The sequence below is a fragment of the Pontibacter chinhatensis genome (assembly GCF_900113285.1).
GTDB lineage: Bacteria > Bacteroidota > Bacteroidia > Cytophagales > Hymenobacteraceae > Pontibacter > Pontibacter chinhatensis.
In genome coordinates, this window is sequence record NZ_FOOT01000003.1 from 104602 (window position 1) to 123854 (window position 19253).

Sequence of the window (19253 nt, forward strand, 5' to 3'; positions counted from 1 at the left end):
GTTAGAATATTCAGTCAGTTAAAACAGCTACCGCCGTAGCCTCAAGTATAAACCGCACACCATGAACTATCAAAACACGCTTGCCTTTGCGCAGGAACAGGACCGCCAGGATCCCTTATACCATTTCAGAGACCGCTTTTACTTTCCGCAGGTAAACAAGCAGGACGCCATCTACTTCTGTGGCAACTCGCTGGGGCTGCAGCCAAAGTCGGCGCAGATGTATATCGACAACGAGATGTATAAATGGGCTAACCTGGCTGTGGAAGGGCATTTTAAGGGTGAGGAACCCTGGTTTAACTACCACGAGCTGCTGGCTGGAGGCACTGCCCGGGTTGTAGGTGCCAAAGAGAGCGAGGTCGTGGTGATGAACCAGCTTACCGTGAACCTGCACCTGATGCTGGTGTCCTTTTACCGCCCCGAAGGCAAGCGCTTCAAAATCATTACAGAAGGCGGTGCTTTCCCCTCCGACCAGTATGCCCTGGAGACGCAGGTAAAATTTCACGGTTACAACCCAGACGAGGCCATTGTGGAGCTTTTCCCGCGGGAGGGCGAGCACACGCTGCGCACCGAAGACATCCTGCAAAGTATAAAACAGCACGGCGAGGAACTGGCGCTGGTGATGATGGGCGGCATTAACTACTACACCGGCCAGGTATTCGACATGGCGGCCATCACCAAGGCCAGCCATGAGGCGGGCGCATTGGTAGGCTTCGACCTGGCGCATGCAGCCGGCAACGTGCCCCTGTACCTGCACGACTGGAACGTGGACTTCGCCGTGTGGTGTACTTACAAGTATCTGAACTCGGGCCCGGGTGGCACCTCCGGCGTGTTTGTGCACGAGCGCCACGGCAACGACCACAATATACCGCGTTTCGCTGGTTGGTGGGGTCACGATGCGGACGTTCGTTTCCAGATGAAGAAGGGTTTTATACCGATGCAAGGTGCCGCTGGCTGGCAACTGAGCAATGCCCAGATTCTGCCGATGGCGGTGCACCGTGCCGCGCTGGAACTGGTTGACGAGGCCGGTGGCATGGAGGCGCTGCGTGCCAAGAGCGAAAAGCTGACCGGCTACCTGGAGTACCTCATCAACGATGTGCACGTGGGCAAGGAGGTACTGGAGATGATTACCCCAACCGACCCGCAGGCCCGTGGCTGCCAGATTTCGCTGCTTGTAAAGAGAGATTCGCGCCTGCTGTTTAACAAGTTGATGGAGGCCGGCATTATCGTGGATTACCGTGAGCCAAACGTCATCCGCGTAGCCCCTACCCCACTCTACAACAGCTTTGAGGAAGTATACCGCTTCTCTGAAATCCTGCACCAGTGCCTGGAGAGGTAGAAGAGTTTAAGAGTTTGGGAGTTGAGGAGTTAGAGAGTATAAGCGGCTGGTGCTTTAAAGTGGTGCCAGCCGCTGTTTTTTTATTGTGCGGCAAAAAGCTTATTAGTATTTTGCTATATAGTATATTCGTTAGCCCAGTTCCGTTTAGCCGCCGGGTTTGGGCATATAGACGGATTGAGGTTCTGTTTATACTATAGTTGGGCAAAATGAAAAGTTAATGAAGAAGATTTTATACTCATTGCTCACTGTAGGTTTCATTTTTACAGGCTGCACACAAAGCAGCGTTAATGGTGAAGAAGTAATTGTTGAGCCAAAAAGTGAAGAGCTTATCATTGACCCAGTTGAATCCATGCCAAGATTTCCTGGTGGAGAAGATTCGCTTACAGCTTATTTGAACAAGAATAATCAATGGAGAGTGGGGCAATCAACGATAGAGGGAAGAGTAGTTGTAGGCTTTGTTGTAAGTGAAAAGGGTGAATTGAAGGAAATTGAAGTCTTGAAAAGTCTTTGCCAATCTTGTGATAAAGAAGCTATAAGATTAGTAGAAAGCATGCCTGATTGGATACCAGCCGAAGAGAATGGAAAGCCAGTACCAAAGAGAATGATGTTACCGATTAGTTTTGATGGTTTGAAGTAAAAACCCCTTTGCCCAACACAGCACATGAGCAAAGCTTCGGCTGCGCCTCGCTCACCTCATGTACGAATACCGTTCCCAATTCAAAATAAGAACTACAGCAATATGATTAGAAGCTTATTACTCATCGCCTTCCTGGTTGTCCTTGTAGCTAACAATACTTACTGCCAAGGCGTGCTGGATACCGAGAAGTATAAAGATGCAGAGCTATTTGCCGTAAAAAAGGGCTATGACGTGGCACAAAGGCTGGAAGAAATAAAAGCGGTAGAGGGACAGGAAATAACAGTCTTTCATGTGTCGGGTAAGCAAAACAAAATAAAGCTGAGTTATACTGGAGTTGCGGAAATGTCCAACAACCCCAACTTTTCTGATAAAAGCAAAGCCACCCTTATAACCGTTCGGACAAAAGATGAGAGCGGAATGGTGCGGGTGTACTTTCCCTTAACCAATGATAGCCGGTATAGAATTTACCTGACGGAAAAAATGAAGTAAGGATGGCTACCGCGAATTCCGGCCTTTATGCTGCACGTTTAACATCTGGAAGAATTAAATTACAGAGTGAAAAACAAGAAGCATTTTGCTCTATCAGAAAGTATAGCTGACAATAAGCAGTGGCTTATACTTTTGAACGCTTATTTAGGGCAAGCTGACTTCGCTGAATTTAACGTCCTTTACGACCCAACTAACCTGCTGCCTGAGCTAGAGGCGCTTGAACCAGATTTAGTGGAAGCAGGAAAAAGAAGTGATAAGTTTTATGCAAGCGGGTCCTTCCGAAGGTATAGATTATCTCCAAGAGTGAAAGACTTTATACTTTCAAAGCCTTACAACGCGTGGAGAAATTACCAGTTTGAGGACTTATCGCTTCTAAAGGATGGCACCGAAATACTCGCTACCATTACGCATGAAAATTATATTTTTGCCCGGATGTCTGAACAGGAGAGAGCAGAACTGAACAGGCAAGAGTTAGAATTTGGAGCACTGCAGGAAACAAAGGAATAAAGCTCCGCAGCCAGGCCCAAGCTACAGCACTTCGGTCGCTGGCACGTCGCGCGCTAATTCATACCACAACAACTTTAACCATAAACTTACGACCACTCCTAAATCAGTAACATGAGATTATTTCTTCAGTGGACCATTTTCATTCCGGCGTTGGCCTGGCTCCTGTTTTTTTCCGGGCTTATCTATGACAGCAGTTTCTTCCAGGTTATAGCGAGTGTACTGCTTATCTTAAGCGTGATGTCGGCCGTGCATCACTCCGAGATTATAGCAGAGCGGGTAGGAGAACCGTACGGCACCATTATCCTGGCCATATCCATCACCGTTATCGAGGTTTCCATCATCGTTTCCCTGATGATGTCGGAAGGGCAGGAAGCCGCCTCGCTGGCCCGGGATACCGTGTATGCAGCCACAATGCTCATCCTTAACGGCATTATCGGACTTTGCCTGCTGATAGGCGGCCTGAAACACTACGAGCAGAACTTCTCCGCGCCCTCTGTTACCATAGCCCTTATCTCGCTCGTTTCGATTGTGGTATTCACCCTAGTGTTTCCCACCTTCACTGAAAGCGTGCAGGGGTCTTACTACTCCACTCCCCAGCTTATTTTTGCCTCTATCGCCTGTCTGGTTATCTACGCTACCTTTTTGTTTGCGCAAACCAGAAGGTACCGACAGTATTTCCTTACCATTGGCCCCGATGAGAACGAAGAAGCAGCCGAGCCTATTCCAATTCCCAACAAGGTGTTCATCATGAGCCTTGTGTTTCTGATTGTCAGCCTGGGCATTGTGGTATTGCTGGCCAAAACCCTTTCGCCTACCATCGAAAGCATCATTATCAGCTACAGCCTGCCAAAATCACTAGTGGGTGTTGTGATTGCGGCCATCATTCTATTGCCAGAAGCAATCGCCGCCATTATTGCGGCCAGAAAAAACAGGCTCCAGACAAGTATAAATTTATCGTTGGGCTCTGCCCTGGCAAGTATAGGCCTGACGATTCCGAGCGTTGCGGTGGTTTGTATTATACTGGATGTGCCCGTTATCCTGGGGCTGGATATAAAGTCTATTGTGCTGCTGGGCCTGTCGGTATTTACGGTGATGCTGTCGCTGAGCAGCGGCAAGACCAATGTGGTGTACGGGGTGGTGCTGCTGATTAACCTGTTCGCCTTTATATTCCTGATGATATACCCCTGAGGCAGCAGGGGGGCGCTCTGTATTTTGCCCTCCTGGTAGGAATTGGGTGGCAACCACAACCAACGAGCCAAAGGAAAAAAATAGCTTTCAGAAAGTATAAATAACCACAAACACTTACAGGATGAACCCAATCGTCAGAAACATTTTAGCTGCTATAGCTGGTGTTGTCATCGGCAGCGCCGTGAACATGGCCCTTATCACGGTCAGCGGATCGGTTATTCCTCCGCCGGAGGGCGCAAATGTTACCACCACGGAAGGCTTAAGAGCATCGATGCATCTGCTCCAGCCCAAGCATTTCATTTTCCCTTTCCTGGCCCATGCCCTGGGTACACTGGTAGGGGCGTTTGTAGCTGCAGCCATTGCCGCTAACCACAAAATGAGGTTTGCGTTCGGCATCGGCATTTATTTCCTGGCCGGGGGAATTGCCAGCGTGTTCCTGCTCCCGTCACCGACCTGGTATACTGTTGTGGATCTGGTTGGAGCCTACCTCCCCATGGCCTACATAGCCGGAAAGCTGGCCGCCAGAAAAGCGAAACCAGTGCCGCATGAAAGTATGGCTCAGGGTTAAAACGGGGAACAGTAGCTGTCGCTATACTTTCTTTGCCTCACGCTCCTTAAGCCCCTCCTCGAACGCCTTCATCCGCTTAAAGTAATCTTTGGCGGCGGCTTTTACCTTTGGCGAGAGCAGCAGGCCTGAAACCATCGTCGGAATGGCCATCATGGCGTACATGCCGTCTATCAGCGCCAGCACCGCTGTTACCGAGGCCGTTGCCCCGAAGATGATGGTCATCACATAGAAGTAGTTGTAGTAGTGCTTATACTTTGCCCCGAACAGGAAGCTGAAGCACTTGGTACCGTAGTAGGAGTAGGAGAACAGCGACGTAAAGGCGAAGATGAGCACGCATAGCACCAGCACATAGTTGCCAATCGTTGGCATGGCTGAGTCGAAAGCATGCGCGGTTATACTTACGCCGTTCTTGTCTGGGTCCATCCAGGTGCCTGTAACGATAATGGCGAGGCCTGTGAGAGTACACACCACAATGGTGTCGATGAGCGGGCCCAGCATGGCTACTACGCCCTCCCGTATCGGTTCGTCGGTTCTGGCGGCCCCGTGCATCATGTCGGCTGTGCCGATGCCGGCCTCGTTGGAGAAGGAGGCCCTGCGCGCACCGGCAATGATAATGGCTCCCACGGCACCACCCAGTACGGAATTAGCCGTAAACGCATCCGTAAAAATCAGGGCAAAGGCGGCAGGTATACTGGTATAATTTACAGCCATAATGTAAAGCACCGCCAGCATGTACAGCACCACCATACTTGGCACCATCCTGCTGGCCACATGCCCGATGCGCTTTATACCACCAAAAATCACGAGCGAGGTAATGATAACCAGCGCCACCCCAATACCCAGGTTCCAGGCAAAGGCATTATCCGTGGCAACGCCGTTCGGCACCAGCACCACCTCCCGGATTACCTGTGTGAGCTGGTTGCTGGTGAAAATAGGGAGCGTGCCAAACAGGCCGGCCACCGAAAAGAAAACCGCCAGCGGCTTCCATTTCTGCCCCAACCCATGTAGCACCACATACATGGGCCCTCCCTCGATATGCCCGTTGCTGTCGCGGCCACGGTACATCACAGACAGGGAGCAGGTAAAAAACTTGGTGGCCATGCCTACAAAGGCGCTCACCCACATCCAGAAAAGCACACCCGGCCCGCCAATGGCAATGGCCACCGCCACACCGCTGATGTTGCCCATGCCCACCGTAGCCGCCAGCGCACTCGAAAGCGCCTCGAAGTGGTTGATGTCGCCCGGGTCGTTGGGATCGTCGTAGCGGCCCCGGATAACGTTTACTGCGTGCCCCAGGTAGCGGAACGGCAGAAAACCCGAGTAGAACATGAAGTAGAAGCCGCCGCCCATCAGCAGGATAAGCAGGGGCATGCCCCAGGCGGCATCGCTAAAGGCAACCAAAAAATCTTCTAATGCTTTCAAAAGGATATATCTTTAGATTCCAAAATACAAATTTTGCGGCATAATCAAATACCCGCGCCACGCATACTTTCAGGCTAAAGGATGATAACCCAGCCGGGCAAACCACTGTATCTGCTAACAAGCACAAGCTATACTTAACCGCCACATGTCCACACTCCATCTGCAGCAACTGCCCCTACCCGATGCCGAAGTATACTTTATACCCCACTTTATACCTGCCCCGGAAAGTGATGTATACTTCGGGCGGCTGGTGCAGGAGGTGAACTGGCAGCAGGAAAGTATAAAATTGTTTGGTCGCCAGCTGCCCATGCCCCGCCTCACGGCCTGGTACGGCGACAAAAGCTATACTTACTCCGGGCTGGAGAACAAGCCGCAGCCCTGGCTGCCCGTGCTGCAGGAGTTGAGGGAGAAAGTGGAGCAGGCCAGCGGCCAGAAGTATAACAGCGTGCTGCTCAACCTCTACCGCACCGGCCAGGACAGCATGGGCTGGCATGCCGACGATGAGCTGGAACTGGGCCAGCAGCCAAGTATAGCCAGCCTCAGTTTCGGTGGCGAACGCCGCTTCGCCTTTAAGCACCGCACCCGCAAAGACCTCAAGCCCGCTCCGCTTATACTTTCCCACGGCAGTTTGCTGCTCATGCAGGGGCCTACGCAGCACCACTGGCTGCATCATGTACCCAAAACCGCCAGAGCCGTACAACCTCGCATCAACCTTACGTTCCGCTATGTAAGAGGCTAACATGCTTGCCAATGCGGTCCGGAAAACGTTATTTTACAGTACTAAGAGGCTTTGCCCGGATATACTATGACCGAGAAAAAGAACATCGCCATCATGGGAGCTGGTTTGGTCGGCTCGCTGCTGTCTTTATACCTGGCCAAGCGCGGCCACAAAGTAGACCTGTACGAGCGGCGCCCCGACCTGCGGAAGAACCTGATAGATGGCGGCCGTTCGATAAACCTGGCCCTGAGCGACCGTGGTTGGCGCACCCTGCGCGGCATTGGCATAGAGGAGGCGGTGCGCCAGGTAGCCATCCCGATGCACGGGCGCATGATGCACGACGAGCAGGGCAACCTCACCTTCCAGCCCTACGGCAAAGAGGGGCAAGCGATTTACTCGGTCTCCAGAAGCGGGCTCAACGCTGCCCTGATGAATGTCTCGGAGCCAAACCCCAACATCACCTACCACTTCAGCCGCCAGGCCACCGACGTAAACCTGCCCACCAACGAGGTGCAGCTGCGCAACCTGGAAACCGGAAGTATAGAGACCGTGCAACCGGATCTGCTTTTCGGAGCTGACGGGGCCTTCTCGGTCGTGCGCGGGGCAATGCAGAAAACGGAGCGGTTCAACTACGAGCAGTCCTTCCTGGAGTATGGCTACAAGGAGCTTTCCATACCGGCCACGGCCGACGGAGGCTGGGCCATCGAGAAAAACGCACTGCACATCTGGCCGCGCGGCAAGTTTATGATGATTGCGCTGCCCAACATAGACGGTAGCTTCACCTGCACCCTGTTCTTCCCCTACGAGGGCGAGCAGTCTTTTGCAGCCATTAAAAACGAGGGCGACTTACTGGCCTTCTTCCAGGAGGTTTTCCCGGATGCGCTGCCGCTTATGCCAACCCTGGCCCAGGACTACTTTACCAACCCTATTGGTTCGCTGGTCACGGTGAAGTGCTTCCCGTGGAGCTACGGGGGCAAGGCGCTGCTGATTGGGGATGCCTGCCATGCGGTGGTGCCCTTCTACGGGCAGGGCATGAACGCGGGCTTTGAGGATATCACGGTGCTGGACCAGATGCTGGATGCGTTTGACGGAGACTGGGAGGCGCTGTTCAAGGCCTTTGAGCGCCGCCGCAAACCCGACGCCGACGCCATTGCCGACCTGGCCGTGATGAACTTTATCGAGATGCGCGACAAGGTGGCCGATCCGCGTTTCCTGCTCCGCAAAAAGGTAGAGGCCAAGATCTCGGCCCAGTACCCGGACGTGTGGCTCCCGCTATACTCCATGGTTACCTTCACCGACCTGCCCTACTCCTACGCCCTCGGAACGGGGCAAATGCAGGATGAGATCATGCACAAGGTGATGAAGCACATTCAGCGCATAGAAGACTACGACAAGCCGGAAGTGCAGCAGCTGCTGGAGCGGCAGCTTATCCAGAAAGGTAAACTGAAGAAGTATAGCGCCGAAACAAACGTATAAGCGGGCATAAAAAAGCGCAGGTTTATACTTCGGCCCTACCTAAGGGAAGTATAAACCTGCGCCGTGACTTTGCTTAGAAATAATAGCCGGTGGTGAAGGAGATGGTATTGGTGCTGGAACTGAGGTAAGAGCTCAGGGCATTTACGCGCTCATGGCTGTGGATGTCGAGCCCATACTCATATCGTATCTCAGCCGACAGATTGAGAAGTGTAAATTTATCTCGTAGTATAGCTTTCTCACCATTTACAGGTTTGCTAATAATGTAAAAATACCTGTCGCGCAGCTCCTTCCCTGCAAAACTATATACGTGCCTGTTAAGTATAATCCTCTATTAGCCTACCGCTTGCCGGACCTGTTTTTTACCATTCACACCTTAAAACTTTAAACCCGAATTTTATGAACATCTTCAATAAAAAACTAAAAGGAATTACTGTAGCCATACTGCTGCTGGGCGCCTGCGCTGTTACCGAAAACGCCATGGCGCAGAAAAAAGACAAAAAGCAGAAGGAGCCGCAGCAGACTGATGCGGCTGTACAGACACCGCAACCGGAGATCGGCCAGCAGGCACCCACCACATTCTCTGACCAGGACCTGCAGCAGTTTGCCGACGCCAGTGCCCGTTTGATAGCCGTGCACCAGGAGGGGGAGCAGACCATGATGAACATCCTGCAAGAGGAGAAACTAAGTGTGGAGAAGTTTAACGAGATGGCAAAGGCGCACCAGGAGCAGAAGCTAACTGAGGTGCAGGCCACGCCCGAAGAGATGGCCGCTTTTGACAAGGCCGCGAAACGGATGGTGGAGATGCAGCCCGCCTTCCAGAAAGACCTGGAGGAGGCCATTCAGCAGGACGGCATGACGCTGGAGAAGTTTGAGCAGATTATGCTTGCCTACCGCCAGGACCAGTCCGTTCAGCAGCGCGTGGACCTGCTGATGCAGGAAAAACAAAACTAACCCAGCATCAAGTATAAAAAAGCCCCGCCAGTATTTGCTGGCGGGGCTTTTTTATACTTGGTACTTCTTACTCCTGTACCTGGGGCTGCTCCTGTGCTTTTTGCCCGTGGGCGAACTCCACAATGCGGAAGGTGCGGGCCCTGCGGTCGTAGTAGCCGTAGTGCAGCTTGTTGCCGTAGCGGTACACAGTCTGGAACTCGGGCTCCGGCTTCAGGTTGCGCTCGTATTCCTCCACGCGTTCCTGCAGCACTTCTACCTCGCCCTCCTGCTCTACCTTTGCTAGGCTGTTGGCATCCAGCACCGTATGGAAGTAGGTGCTGATGCCAGGGCCTACCGGTCCGCTGTAGCCGTAGCCAAACGGATCGTAAAAGTAGCGGCTGTAGTACGGCGAGTTCAGGTAATAGCTCGGGATGTTATAAGCCGGCGTCCAACGGCCGGGGATGAGCATAAACCCGCGCGAAGTACGCACATAGCGGTCCGGGGTGCGCACCATGCGGCTGCGGTCGTTGCGGTTAGTCCGCTCGGTTGGCGCCTTGTACGAACCGATGGTCAGTTGCAGCGTGCTGTCGCTGTAGGTGTCCACGGTAATGGCCGGGATGCCGCTTGCCAGGTTACGCATGGCCTTGTCTTCCTTCTCAATCACCTCGTAGCCAGACGAGAACAAGCCGCCCGCCCCACGCTGGTACACCGGCGTAGAGGCCAGCGCCAGCTTTTCTTTGTCTGTGAAAGTATACTCCTTTACGGGCTGCAGCGTGTTAAAGTCATAGGCCGTAAGCTTCAGCTGGTCCTTCTCCAGGTTCAGGCGGAAAAGCTTGTCCTGGTGCAGGAAAGAGTTGAAGGCAGGCGTGTTGCGCTGCGCAATGGCCGGCAAGGTGCGATACTCTGTCTTCCCGGTGTTCCAGTCCAGCGTCAGGATCTCAGTGGTCGCCTCCTTCGAGGACTTGCCCCGCAACTGGTAGCCATCAAAAACCATGTGCAGCTTGTCGCCCCGGGAGTAGATCTTGCTGCGGTGATGGCCGGTATACACGTTGCGCTCCAGGTTGGGGTGCACATAAATCAGCCCTGACTCACGTGCGTAGCGGTCGCGGGTGCGGGGCATCTGCTCCGGCTTAAACAGCCTGTAATCCATGGTGGCCACGCTGTACTCTGAGTCACGGTACAGGTGCAGGTTACCGTCCTTGTCGGTGTAGAGCATGTAAAAGTGGTCGTCATCGCCGAAGCCACCCACAAAGTTCACGTTCCGCTCCAGCTTCAGCTGCACGTCCTGCAAGCTACGGAAGGCGCCGGTGTGGCGGTTGATGGCAAACGGGCGCACGTACTCCCGACGGCCGTTGGTATAGCGGCTGTAGAAGATAAACTCATCGTCGGTTACGCGGGTGCCCATTATCTGCGGGTCTTTGGAGCTGCGGTACGGAATCTCGTGCTGCGCCAGCTTTTCGCCCGTTGGGGAGATCATGGCAAAGTTCAGGTTGCCGCCTTGGTAGAAGTATACTACCACATTGCCCTCATCGTCTGCCACAGAAACCAAGTCCTCGGCACGGTTCATGGGCAGTTCTATATGGGCAAACTCTTTCTGGGCATGCGTCGCCGTGGCAAACGCACCGATAAAGAGTAAGCTAAACAGTAATTTACGCATAGTAAAAGGTTGAATTTTATACTTTTAGAACGAGCAAATATTTAGCCAAAGTATAAAATAAAACAGGCAAAGCCATAGGTTTTGCAGGATAAACCCAGGCTTCTTCTAAAAGGCGAAAGGAAGTTTGTTTTTGCTGCTTCTGGCTTTAAAAGCCTGTACTTTATACTTTAGTTATACTTTGGTTTATACCTCCATAGCCATTGCTTCCTTCCACTTGAACCAAGCAGTCTTTGCTAGCCACTGTTCATCCTCCAGCCCTACAAACCTATAGTTTCATCTCCGGCTTTGGCTCTCTCAAGCCCGAGAGGCCTCGCCTTCGGGCATCGCGCGGTGTGTCTGAAGCTGCTCCTCGCTCCGCTGCGGGCTGCCCTGGCGGGCACCGCAACATCCACAAGGCGCTCAACCCAAAGGCTGGGATAGGCTCGATAGCCACTGCCCCTGCTGTCATCTCGACCTTCGGGAGAGATCTCTATAGAATTCCCGATAGATCTCTCGCGCAGCTCGAGATGACAGATTGAGTAGCAAGTATAAATTCCCCTCCTCAGAGGGGCTGGGGTGGGTTACTCTTTGTAGGGACAGGTCGCGACCTGTCCGTGCGAGAACTGATGCTATAAAACTTGTACTTCAGCTAAAGTAACTACAGAGCTCCCCTCCTTGGCTAAGGAGGGGTTAGGGGTGGTTGGACCCGGGACTGAAAAGGCCTATACTTTCTCCCCCTTCGGCAGGCTCAGGCCGGAGCTGCGCTTCACAAACTGTTCCCGCTTCAGGTTCAGCCACTCCAGAGCCGTGCCGCTGAGCATGCGCTCTTTGGTAGCCAGGTCATAGGGCATGGACTCGATAAGTTTGCCGGGCTCTAACTCGCCCAGCGGGAAGGGGTAATCGGTGCCCAGGGCTATTTTATCAGCACCCACCAGGTTTACCAGGTATTCCAAAGCCTGTGGGTCGTGCACCAGCGAGTCGAAATAAAACTTGCCCAGGTACTCTCGCGGGTTTACGTTGTTATCGATGGCGCAGAGATCCGGGCGCACTTCGAAGCCGTGGGCGATGCGCCCGATGGTGGCCGGGAAAGTGCCGCCGCCGTGCGCAAAGGCAACGCGCAGCCTGGGCAGGCGCTCCAACACGCCCCCGAAAATCATCGAACAGATAGCCACCGTAGTTTCGGCTGGCATGCCCACCAGCCAGGGCATCCAGTACTTGCCGGTGCGGTCTTTGCCCAGCATATCCCAGGGGTGCACAAAAACGGCAGCACCCAACTCCTGAGCTGCCTCAAAAACGGGGAACAGTTTGGCCTCATCCAGGTTGCAGCCGTTCACATTCGTGCCAATCTGGATACCAGCCATACCCAACTCCTTCATGCACCGTTCCAGCTCCTTTATCGCCAGATCCGTGTCCTGCATGGGGATGGTGCCCAAGCCTACAAAGCGGTCGGGGTAATCAGTTACTATGCCGGCGATATGGTCGTTGAGGAGTTGCGAGAGATCGTAGGTGTGCTCGGGCTTGGCCCAGTAGTTAAACATCACCGGCACCGTGCTCAGCACCTGCACCCCTACCCTGTGCTGGCTGCACTCGTGCATGCGTACCTTCGGGTCCCAGCAGTTATCCTGTATCTCGCGGAAGAACTTGTCGTCCATCATCATGCGGGCGCAGCAGGGTTTGTGGTGCTCCAGCCGGATAAAGCCCCCATACCCGTACCGTTCCCGCAGGTTTGGCCACGTGGCAGGCAGGATATGCGTGTGGATGTCAATCTTCAGCAAATTATCCGCAGTAAGTATAGGCGTGTTTTCTTGCATGGTAAAATTGAGCGAAAAGGCAGCAATCCGTTGTACGAGAGGATGAGGCAATCCAACAAGATAAGCAATTTATACTTGCCGCGCCTCTGTTTTTGCCGGTGACGACAGGTCTGTTTCCAGCAGGCTGTAGTAGAGCAGGTCGATGAAGCGGTGGTGCTTCAACTCGCATTCCCGCAGCTTTCCCTCGTAAGCAAAGCCCAGTTTCTGCAGCACCCGTTCCGACGGCGCATTGCCTCCCTCCACTATCGCCTCGATGCGGTGCAGGCCGAGTTGTTCAAAGCCATACTTCAGTATAGCCCCTGCCGCCTCCGGAATATAGCCGTTGCCCCAATGCTCCGGCAGTAGCCAGAAACCCAGCTCCCCCTTCCGATGCTCCTGCGAGACACTGCTTAGGCCGCAGGCGCCCATTAGTTCCGAGTCGCCATTTCTGGAGAAGGCCCACCAGGCACCGCTGCCCTCCTGCAACAAGTTCTGGTAAAACTGCATCTGCTCCTGCACCGCTTCCGGAGTATCGTAATGCACCGCATAATATGCCGTTACCCGTTTATCCGACAGCCCCCGAAGTATAAAGGCTGCATCAGTAGGCTCTATCAGGCGCAGCTGAAGCCGGGTGGTGTAGAGCGACGGCGGGCGCATGCCTTACTTGGCAGCCTCAGCTGGTTTGGCCGGCGGCTCCATCACCGTGCCGCAGTTCTTGCAGGTGCGGTGTTCCAGGCTGTCCCAAAAGCGGCTCATGATAACCGGTAGCTGCCCCACAATGTCGGTCACGTCGGCATACTCCTCGTAGAGCTTTTCGCCGCAGTTTTCGCAGAACCACAAAAAGCCGTCCTTCTCGCCTGGCTTGCGGTAGCGCTCCATCACCAGGCCCACCGTGTTGGCCGGGCGCTGTGGCGAGTGCGGCACGCGTGGCGGCAGCAGGAATATCTCGCCTTCCTTTATCGGGATATCCACCGGTTTGCCGTCCTCAATAATCTTGAGCACGATATCGCCCTCGAGCTGGTAGAAAAACTCTTCGCCCTCGTCGTAATGGTAGTCCTTGCGGGCGTTGGGCCCGCCCACCACCATCACAATAAAATCGTCGTTGCCCTTAAACACCTGCTGGTTACCCACGGGCGGCTTTAAGAGGTGGCGGTGTTCCTCTATCCACTGCTTAAAATTGAAAGGTCTTGCTATAGCCATAGTTTTAATCTTGGAGTTGGTTGTTTGAAAGTACGCAATTTACGACAAACATGGTAACCTGCCGGGGAAGTATAGCCAAGCTTCTTTTTACATTTTTCCGTACATTTATCCTATGGATTTAAACCTGACGAACAAACGTGCCTTGGTATGCGGCAGCACACAGGGCATTGGCAAAGCAATAGCCATCGAACTGGCACAACTGGGAGCAAGCGTGACGCTGGTAGCCCGCAACGAGGAGAAACTGCAGGCAGTGCTGCAGGAACTGGATACGCAGCAGGACCAACTGCACGACTACATCACCGCCGACTTCACCGACCCCTACGACCTGAACATCCGCGTACAGGCTTACCTGAACGACCAGCCAGAGGTGCACATCCTGGTAAATAACACCGGCGGCCCGGCAGGCGGACCGATAACAGAGGCCGTCTCGGATGAGTTTACGGCTGCTTTTAACCAGCACCTGATTGCCAACCACCTGCTGGCCAAGGCTGTGATACCCGGCATGAAGCGGGCAAAGTATGGCCGCATCATCAACGTGATCAGCACCTCGGTAAAGCAGCCGCTGCATGGTTTGGGTGTGTCGAACACTATCCGCGGAGCAGTGGCGAGCTGGGCCAAGACTATGGCTAACGAACTGGGGCAATTCGGTATTACGGTAAACAACGTGCTGCCCGGTTCCACCAAAACAGCCCGAATTGAGGCTATTATGGAGAGCAAGGCTCAAAAAACAGGTAAAAGCAAGGAAGAGATACAGCAAGAGATGGAGGCGGAGATTCCGGCCCGCCGTTTTGCCGAGCCTGAAGAAGTGGCCGCTGCCGCCGCGTTTCTGGCTACACCTGCCGCCGCTTACATCAACGGCATTAGCGTGCCGGTGGATGGTGGCCGGACGGGGTGTCTGTAATTGTTGATTGTTACTTGCTGATTGCTTTTCAAGCTATACTTTCAACGAGGCCTACATTCCCCATTCCTGATTAGTCATTATTAATTACCCACCAGTGCAGCAGCTTCAGAACTACATAAACGGCCAGTTGGTAGCACCTCTTGCGGGGCAGTACATCGACAACTACAACCCGGCGACAGGCAAAGTATACTCGCTTATTCCGGACTCGGATGAGCAGGACGTGGAGCAGGCGGTGCAGGCTGCGCTGGCGGCTTTCCCGGCTTGGTCCAAAACGCCGGCTGAGAAGCGCGGGCAACTCCTGATGCGCATTGCCGATCTAATCGACCAAAACCTGGACCGCCTGGCCGAGGCGGAATCGGTAGACAACGGCAAACCGCTGAAACTGGCCAAATCGGTGGATATCCCGCGGGCCAGCAGCAACATGCGCTTTTACGGTACGGCCATTCAGCATTTTGCTTCGGAGGCGCATTACATGGAAGGCACCGACGCCATCAACTACACCGTGCGCCATCCGCATGGCGTAGCCGGCTGCATCTCGCCCTGGAACCTGCCTTTATACTTGTTTACCTGGAAAATCGCGCCTGCCCTGGCTGCGGGTAACTGTGTCGTAGCCAAGCCATCTGAAGTTACGCCCATGACGGCCTACCTGCTTTCCGAAATCTGCATGGAAGCGGGCTTGCCGGCCGGGGTGCTGAACATCGTGCACGGCTACGGGCATAAAGTCGGATCGGCTATCACGGCCCACCCGAAAGTACCGGTTATCTCCTTTACAGGCGGCACCAAAACCGGCCGCACCATTGCCGCCACGGCAGCACCCATGTTCAAGAAGCTGTCGCTGGAGCTGGGTGGCAAGAACCCCAACATCATCTTCGCCGACTGTGACTTTAACAACGCGCTCCATACTTCCATCCACTCCTCCTTTGCCAACCAGGGGCAAATCTGCCTCTGCGGCTCCCGCATTTTTATCGAGCGGCCGCTGTACGAGCGGTTCCGGGATGCTTTTGTGGAGAAAGTAAAAGCCATGACTGTGGGCGACCCCATGGAAGAAGGTACCAAACTGGGCGCGGTGGTATCGGAGCAGCACATGCAGAAGGTGCTTTCTTACATCGAACTGGCCCATCAGGAAGGCGGAGTTATACTTACCGGCGGGCACCAGGTGCAGGTAACGGGCCGCTGCGCCGGTGGCTGGTTCATCGCACCCACCATCATCGAGGGGCTCCCCTACAACTGCCGCACCAACACCGAAGAAATCTTTGGCCCTGTGGTCACACTCACGCCTTTCGACAGCGAAGAAGAAGTTATCCAGTATGCCAACTGTACCGACTACGGCCTCTCCGCCACCATCTGGACGCAAAACCTGCAACGAGCACACCGCGTGGCGCACCAGGTGCATTCGGGCATCATCTGGATTAACACTTGGCTCCTGCGCGACCTGCGCACCCCGTTTGGCGGCATGAAAAACTCTGGCGTGGGCCGTGAGGGCGGCTTTGAGGCCCTGCGCTTCTTCACTGAGCCGCAGAATATTTGCGTGAAACTATAAGCATGGAGCCTGTACCCATCCATACTACATTCGAGGAAACCTACCGGCAGCTCCTGTTCATAGATGATTTGATTGTTTCCGCGACAAGGAGAAGAAACCTGAAAAGAGCCGTTATATTTTTGGTGTTAACGCTGGTCTCTGTCCTGCTCTTCTTTTTTACCGAGCATAGTTTTGGCGCGTTGGGATTTATTACGCTCCCACTCTGGTGGTCTGGTTTTGGGCTGTATCTGCTTTACCTAAGGTGGAAGACGTACAAAAGAAGAACGGGCGCCCTCCGACAGCTAGCCGAAAACAGTCTGCAAGAAAACTCATCCGGTTTAAAACTCAGCTTTACAGCGGAAAATATCAGTGTAACACGCGAAGAAGAGACGACCACCGTGAAGTGGAGTGATTTTAAAGCCTATTTAGAAGAAGAACAGACCATCTACTTATTCCAGGATCATCCATACTTGGCCTGGTCGTTTTCGGCAAAAGAAATAGGCGCTCCCGCGCTGATCGAGCTTAAAGAAATAGCCAGGCAAAAGTTGCCCTTTCTCAAGCTGTAGCAATCCACTTAGCACCCATAATGGTGGCATCCCCTCATGCTGCATGTTGCGCTGGCGCTTAAGCTGGCGGTATGGCCATTAGCTCAAGAAGGTTTGATCAACTGGCCCCACTTCTTCATCGTCTCATACTTATCCCGCACCTCCTTTACCCCCTCCTGCATTTATCCGTACTTTTGCAGAATGGACTTTAAGAGACGACGCCTGGCTGTTACGCTTCGTAACCAGCTAAACTATCCTTTGCAGTTTAACCCCTTTGTTTTCAGCAGGATTTTCCTGTTGTGGGTAGCCATTGGCATTATAGGAGGTGTCATAGCCGGGGTGTACTGGACGGTGCTGGAAAGTCTGCTTCATTTCCTGGCTCCTGTTCAGGGGCTTTGGGTGATACCCTTGATGGCTACGGCCGGCCTGCTGGCAGGCATCATTATCCATAAGCTTGGCGACCCTGGCGAGATGGACCTGATTGTAAACAACATCCGGCTCAAGGGCGGCCACCTGGAGCCAAAGAACAACCCGTCCATGATTCTGTCGTCGTGGTTGTGCATTGCCAGTGGCGGCAGCGCCGGGCCTGAGGCGCCGCTGGTGCAGGTGGTGGGCTCTACCGGCACCTGGATAGCGAAAAAGCTGAAGATACGTGGGGAGGATCTGCGCTCCTTAACCATAGCCGGTATGGCCGCAGCGTTTACAGCATTGTTTGGCGCTCCGCTGGGCGGTACGCTGTTTGCCCTCGAGATTTTGCACCACAAGCACGTAGTAGAATATTATCAGGCGCTTATCCCGGCCTTTGTAGCCAGTTGCTCCAGCTACGTTGTTTTTATACTTATCACACACATCGGAATCGGCCCCACCTGGAATTTCCCGGTTTACGCCACCCCCGAGCTGAACGACTTTTTCTACGCCATGCTCTATGCCTTGGCGGGTACAGCGGCAGGCTGGCTGTTCATCTTTATTGTGCGCCAGTGCCGCAGCCTGTTCCAAAGGTTTGGGGTGCCGATTTATACTAAGATGATGGTTGGGGGTTTGCTGATAGGTACTATTGCCTACTTTGTGCCACTCTCCCGCTACTTCAGCCACGACGAGCTGAACATACTTCTGGCAGAAGAATTCTCACTGGAGTTCCTGCTTATACTCCTAGTGGCCAAGATCTTTGCCATTGCCTTTACAGTTACCTCCGGCTGGCGGGGTGGCTTTATCATTCCGCTGTTCTTTGTGGGTGCCACGGTAGGTCTGATTATCAATAGTCTGTTTCCGGGGCAGAACCTGCCGCTTATACTTGTCAGTTGCATGGCAGCTATCAACGCCTGTGTGACGCGCACGCCCATCAGCACCATTATCCTACTTTCCACCTTAACCGGTTTTCACCAGTTCATCCCGATTATGTTCGCCAGCCTGACGGGCTTCTTCCTGGCACCTAAAACGCCTTTGATAAATGCGCAGCTAGGCCTGCAGGAGTAACGTATACTTTGGCGCAGGCCTGCAACATTTCCTGACAAATCGGCTATACTTGGTAAGGAGATGCTCAGTAGCCATGCGCCCAGCCAGCCATAAACCTAAGGCCACCGTGCCTTTTATACTTCACCTGCTGCAGGTAAGCGAGGAGGATCTGTACGCACAAGGCATACAGGCAAAGGAACTGGCACGTATCTACAACGACTACACCAGCCGCCAGCAAGAGCTGGAAGACGTAGGCCTGCTTGTAGCCAACGCTTTAAAAACACACGCCGCCGTGCATACTGTGCGCTACCGGGTAAAAGAGCCGCTGCACCTGCTCAAAAAAATCATCCGGAAGCGGAAAGAATACCCCGACCGCCACCTGACTGCGGACAACTACCTGATGTATATCAACGACCTGGTGGGGGTGCGCCTGCTGCACCTGTACAAAAGCACCTGCCACGAGATCGGAAATTTCATCATGCAAAACTGGGAGCTAAAGCGAAGCCCCTTCGCCTACGTAACCGACAAAAACGCGGAAGAGGCCAGGCAGTTTAATGCCCAAAAGTATAAGGTCATAGCGAACGACCGGGGCTACAGGGCACAGCACTACATCCTGCACGTAAAGCCCAGCCGGCAGCCATACTATGTGGAGGTGCAGGTAAAGACGCTGTTTGAGGAAGGCTGGAGCGAGATAGACCATTGCATCCGTTACCCCGACCGGCAGTCGAACGAATTACTGAACAGGCTGCTTTTCATCCTGAACCGGCTAACCTCTGATGCCGACGCAGTAGCCACGCAAATTCAGGCCTTTGCCACTATGCTGCAAGAGCAAAAAGGCAGCGTGGCAGAGCTGCAGGCCCGCATCGATAAGCTTCCTGTGGATGCGCAGGAGAAACAGCACCTGTATGCCTGTCTGGCCCGGCACCTGAAACAATAGGT

At 53.7% G+C, this 19253-nt stretch carries 19 protein-coding genes; 14 read left to right on the forward strand and 5 right to left on the reverse strand.

The annotated features are described in order from the left end of the window. The first annotated feature begins 61 nt into the window (after positions 1-61). From kynU to BM040_RS09615, 6 genes are all read left to right on the forward strand, one after another. The gene (gene kynU / locus BM040_RS09590) at positions 62-1336 is read left to right on the forward strand and encodes a kynureninase (protein WP_092100554.1); all 1275 of its coding nucleotides are present in this window, start codon (positions 62-64) and stop codon (positions 1334-1336) included. Between the two features lie 217 nt (positions 1337-1553). Continuing rightward, a complete protein-coding gene (locus tag BM040_RS09595; protein ID WP_092100556.1) occupies positions 1554-1973 on the forward strand; it encodes an energy transducer TonB in 420 nt (139 codons plus the stop codon). Between the two features lie 24 nt (positions 1974-1997). Beyond that, positions 1998-2462 carry a hypothetical protein gene (locus BM040_RS09600; RefSeq protein ID WP_092100561.1) on the forward strand — a complete coding sequence of 155 codons (465 nt, stop codon included), beginning with the start codon at positions 1998-2000 and terminating at the stop codon, positions 2460-2462. A 66-nt stretch (positions 2463-2528) separates the two neighbouring features. Continuing rightward, positions 2529-2969 carry a hypothetical protein gene (locus tag BM040_RS09605; RefSeq protein ID WP_092100562.1) on the forward strand — a complete coding sequence of 147 codons (441 nt, stop codon included), beginning with the start codon at positions 2529-2531 and terminating at the stop codon, positions 2967-2969. A 111-nt stretch (positions 2970-3080) separates the two neighbouring features. Beyond that, positions 3081-4157, forward strand: coding sequence for a calcium:cation antiporter (locus BM040_RS09610; protein ID WP_092100563.1), 1077 nt, complete (start codon positions 3081-3083; stop codon positions 4155-4157). Between the two features lie 121 nt (positions 4158-4278). Then, complete coding sequence (locus tag BM040_RS09615) at positions 4279-4725, forward strand: hypothetical protein (protein ID WP_092100564.1); 447 nt, start codon at positions 4279-4281, stop codon at positions 4723-4725. A 21-nt stretch (positions 4726-4746) separates the two neighbouring features. Here the strand turns inward: BM040_RS09615 and BM040_RS09620 are convergent, their stop codons facing one another. Beyond that, positions 4747-6147 carry an alanine/glycine:cation symporter family protein gene (locus tag BM040_RS09620; protein WP_092100565.1) on the reverse strand — a complete coding sequence of 467 codons (1401 nt, stop codon included), beginning with the start codon at positions 6145-6147 and terminating at the stop codon, positions 4747-4749. 145 nt (positions 6148-6292) lie between these two features. Between BM040_RS09620 and BM040_RS09625 the strand changes: the two genes are divergently transcribed. The 3 genes from BM040_RS09625 (at position 6293) to BM040_RS09635 (ending at position 9292) form a co-directional block, all read left to right on the forward strand. Then, entirely contained in the window at positions 6293-6886 is a 594-nt protein-coding gene (locus BM040_RS09625) for an alpha-ketoglutarate-dependent dioxygenase AlkB family protein (protein WP_092100566.1), read from the forward strand. 66 nt (positions 6887-6952) lie between these two features. Further along, the gene (locus tag BM040_RS09630; RefSeq protein ID WP_092100567.1) at positions 6953-8341 is read left to right on the forward strand and encodes an FAD-dependent oxidoreductase; all 1389 of its coding nucleotides are present in this window, start codon (positions 6953-6955) and stop codon (positions 8339-8341) included. A 396-nt stretch (positions 8342-8737) separates the two neighbouring features. Next, the gene (locus tag BM040_RS09635) at positions 8738-9292 is read left to right on the forward strand and encodes a DUF4168 domain-containing protein (protein WP_092100568.1); all 555 of its coding nucleotides are present in this window, start codon (positions 8738-8740) and stop codon (positions 9290-9292) included. Positions 9293-9359: 67 nt separating this feature from the next. Here the strand turns inward: BM040_RS09635 and BM040_RS09640 are convergent, their stop codons facing one another. The 4 genes from BM040_RS09640 to BM040_RS09655 form a co-directional block, all read right to left on the reverse strand. Then, the gene (locus BM040_RS09640; protein ID WP_092100569.1) at positions 9360-10928 is read right to left on the reverse strand and encodes a hypothetical protein; all 1569 of its coding nucleotides are present in this window, start codon (positions 10926-10928) and stop codon (positions 9360-9362) included. 701 nt (positions 10929-11629) lie between these two features. Further along, positions 11630-12718 carry an amidohydrolase family protein gene (locus BM040_RS09645; RefSeq protein WP_175491030.1) on the reverse strand — a complete coding sequence of 363 codons (1089 nt, stop codon included), beginning with the start codon at positions 12716-12718 and terminating at the stop codon, positions 11630-11632. A 69-nt stretch (positions 12719-12787) separates the two neighbouring features. Beyond that, positions 12788-13354: a GNAT family N-acetyltransferase gene (locus BM040_RS09650; protein ID WP_092100570.1), complete on the reverse strand. Its 567-nt coding sequence runs from the start codon at positions 13352-13354 to the stop codon at positions 12788-12790. A 3-nt stretch (positions 13355-13357) separates the two neighbouring features. Further along, positions 13358-13897, reverse strand: a complete 540-nt coding sequence (locus tag BM040_RS09655) for a 3-hydroxyanthranilate 3,4-dioxygenase (RefSeq protein ID WP_092100571.1) — start codon at positions 13895-13897, stop codon at positions 13358-13360. Positions 13898-14009: 112 nt separating this feature from the next. Between BM040_RS09655 and BM040_RS09660 the strand changes: the two genes are divergently transcribed. From BM040_RS09660 to BM040_RS09680, 5 genes are all read left to right on the forward strand, one after another. Further along, positions 14010-14798 (forward strand): SDR family oxidoreductase, encoded by a 789-nt coding sequence (locus BM040_RS09660; RefSeq protein WP_092100573.1) that lies wholly within the window; start codon positions 14010-14012, stop codon positions 14796-14798. Positions 14799-14925: 127 nt separating this feature from the next. Beyond that, positions 14926-16338, forward strand: a complete 1413-nt coding sequence (locus BM040_RS09665) for an aldehyde dehydrogenase (RefSeq protein ID WP_245756173.1) — start codon at positions 14926-14928, stop codon at positions 16336-16338. A gap of 2 nt (positions 16339-16340) precedes the next feature. Further along, positions 16341-16883, forward strand: coding sequence for a YcxB family protein (locus BM040_RS09670; protein ID WP_092100577.1), 543 nt, complete (start codon positions 16341-16343; stop codon positions 16881-16883). A gap of 180 nt (positions 16884-17063) precedes the next feature. Next, positions 17064-18335 (forward strand): chloride channel protein, encoded by a 1272-nt coding sequence (locus BM040_RS09675; RefSeq protein WP_092100579.1) that lies wholly within the window; start codon positions 17064-17066, stop codon positions 18333-18335. Between the two features lie 106 nt (positions 18336-18441). Next, positions 18442-19251 carry a RelA/SpoT domain-containing protein gene (locus BM040_RS09680; protein ID WP_175491031.1) on the forward strand — a complete coding sequence of 270 codons (810 nt, stop codon included), beginning with the start codon at positions 18442-18444 and terminating at the stop codon, positions 19249-19251. The last annotated feature ends 2 nt before the right edge of the window (positions 19252-19253 follow it).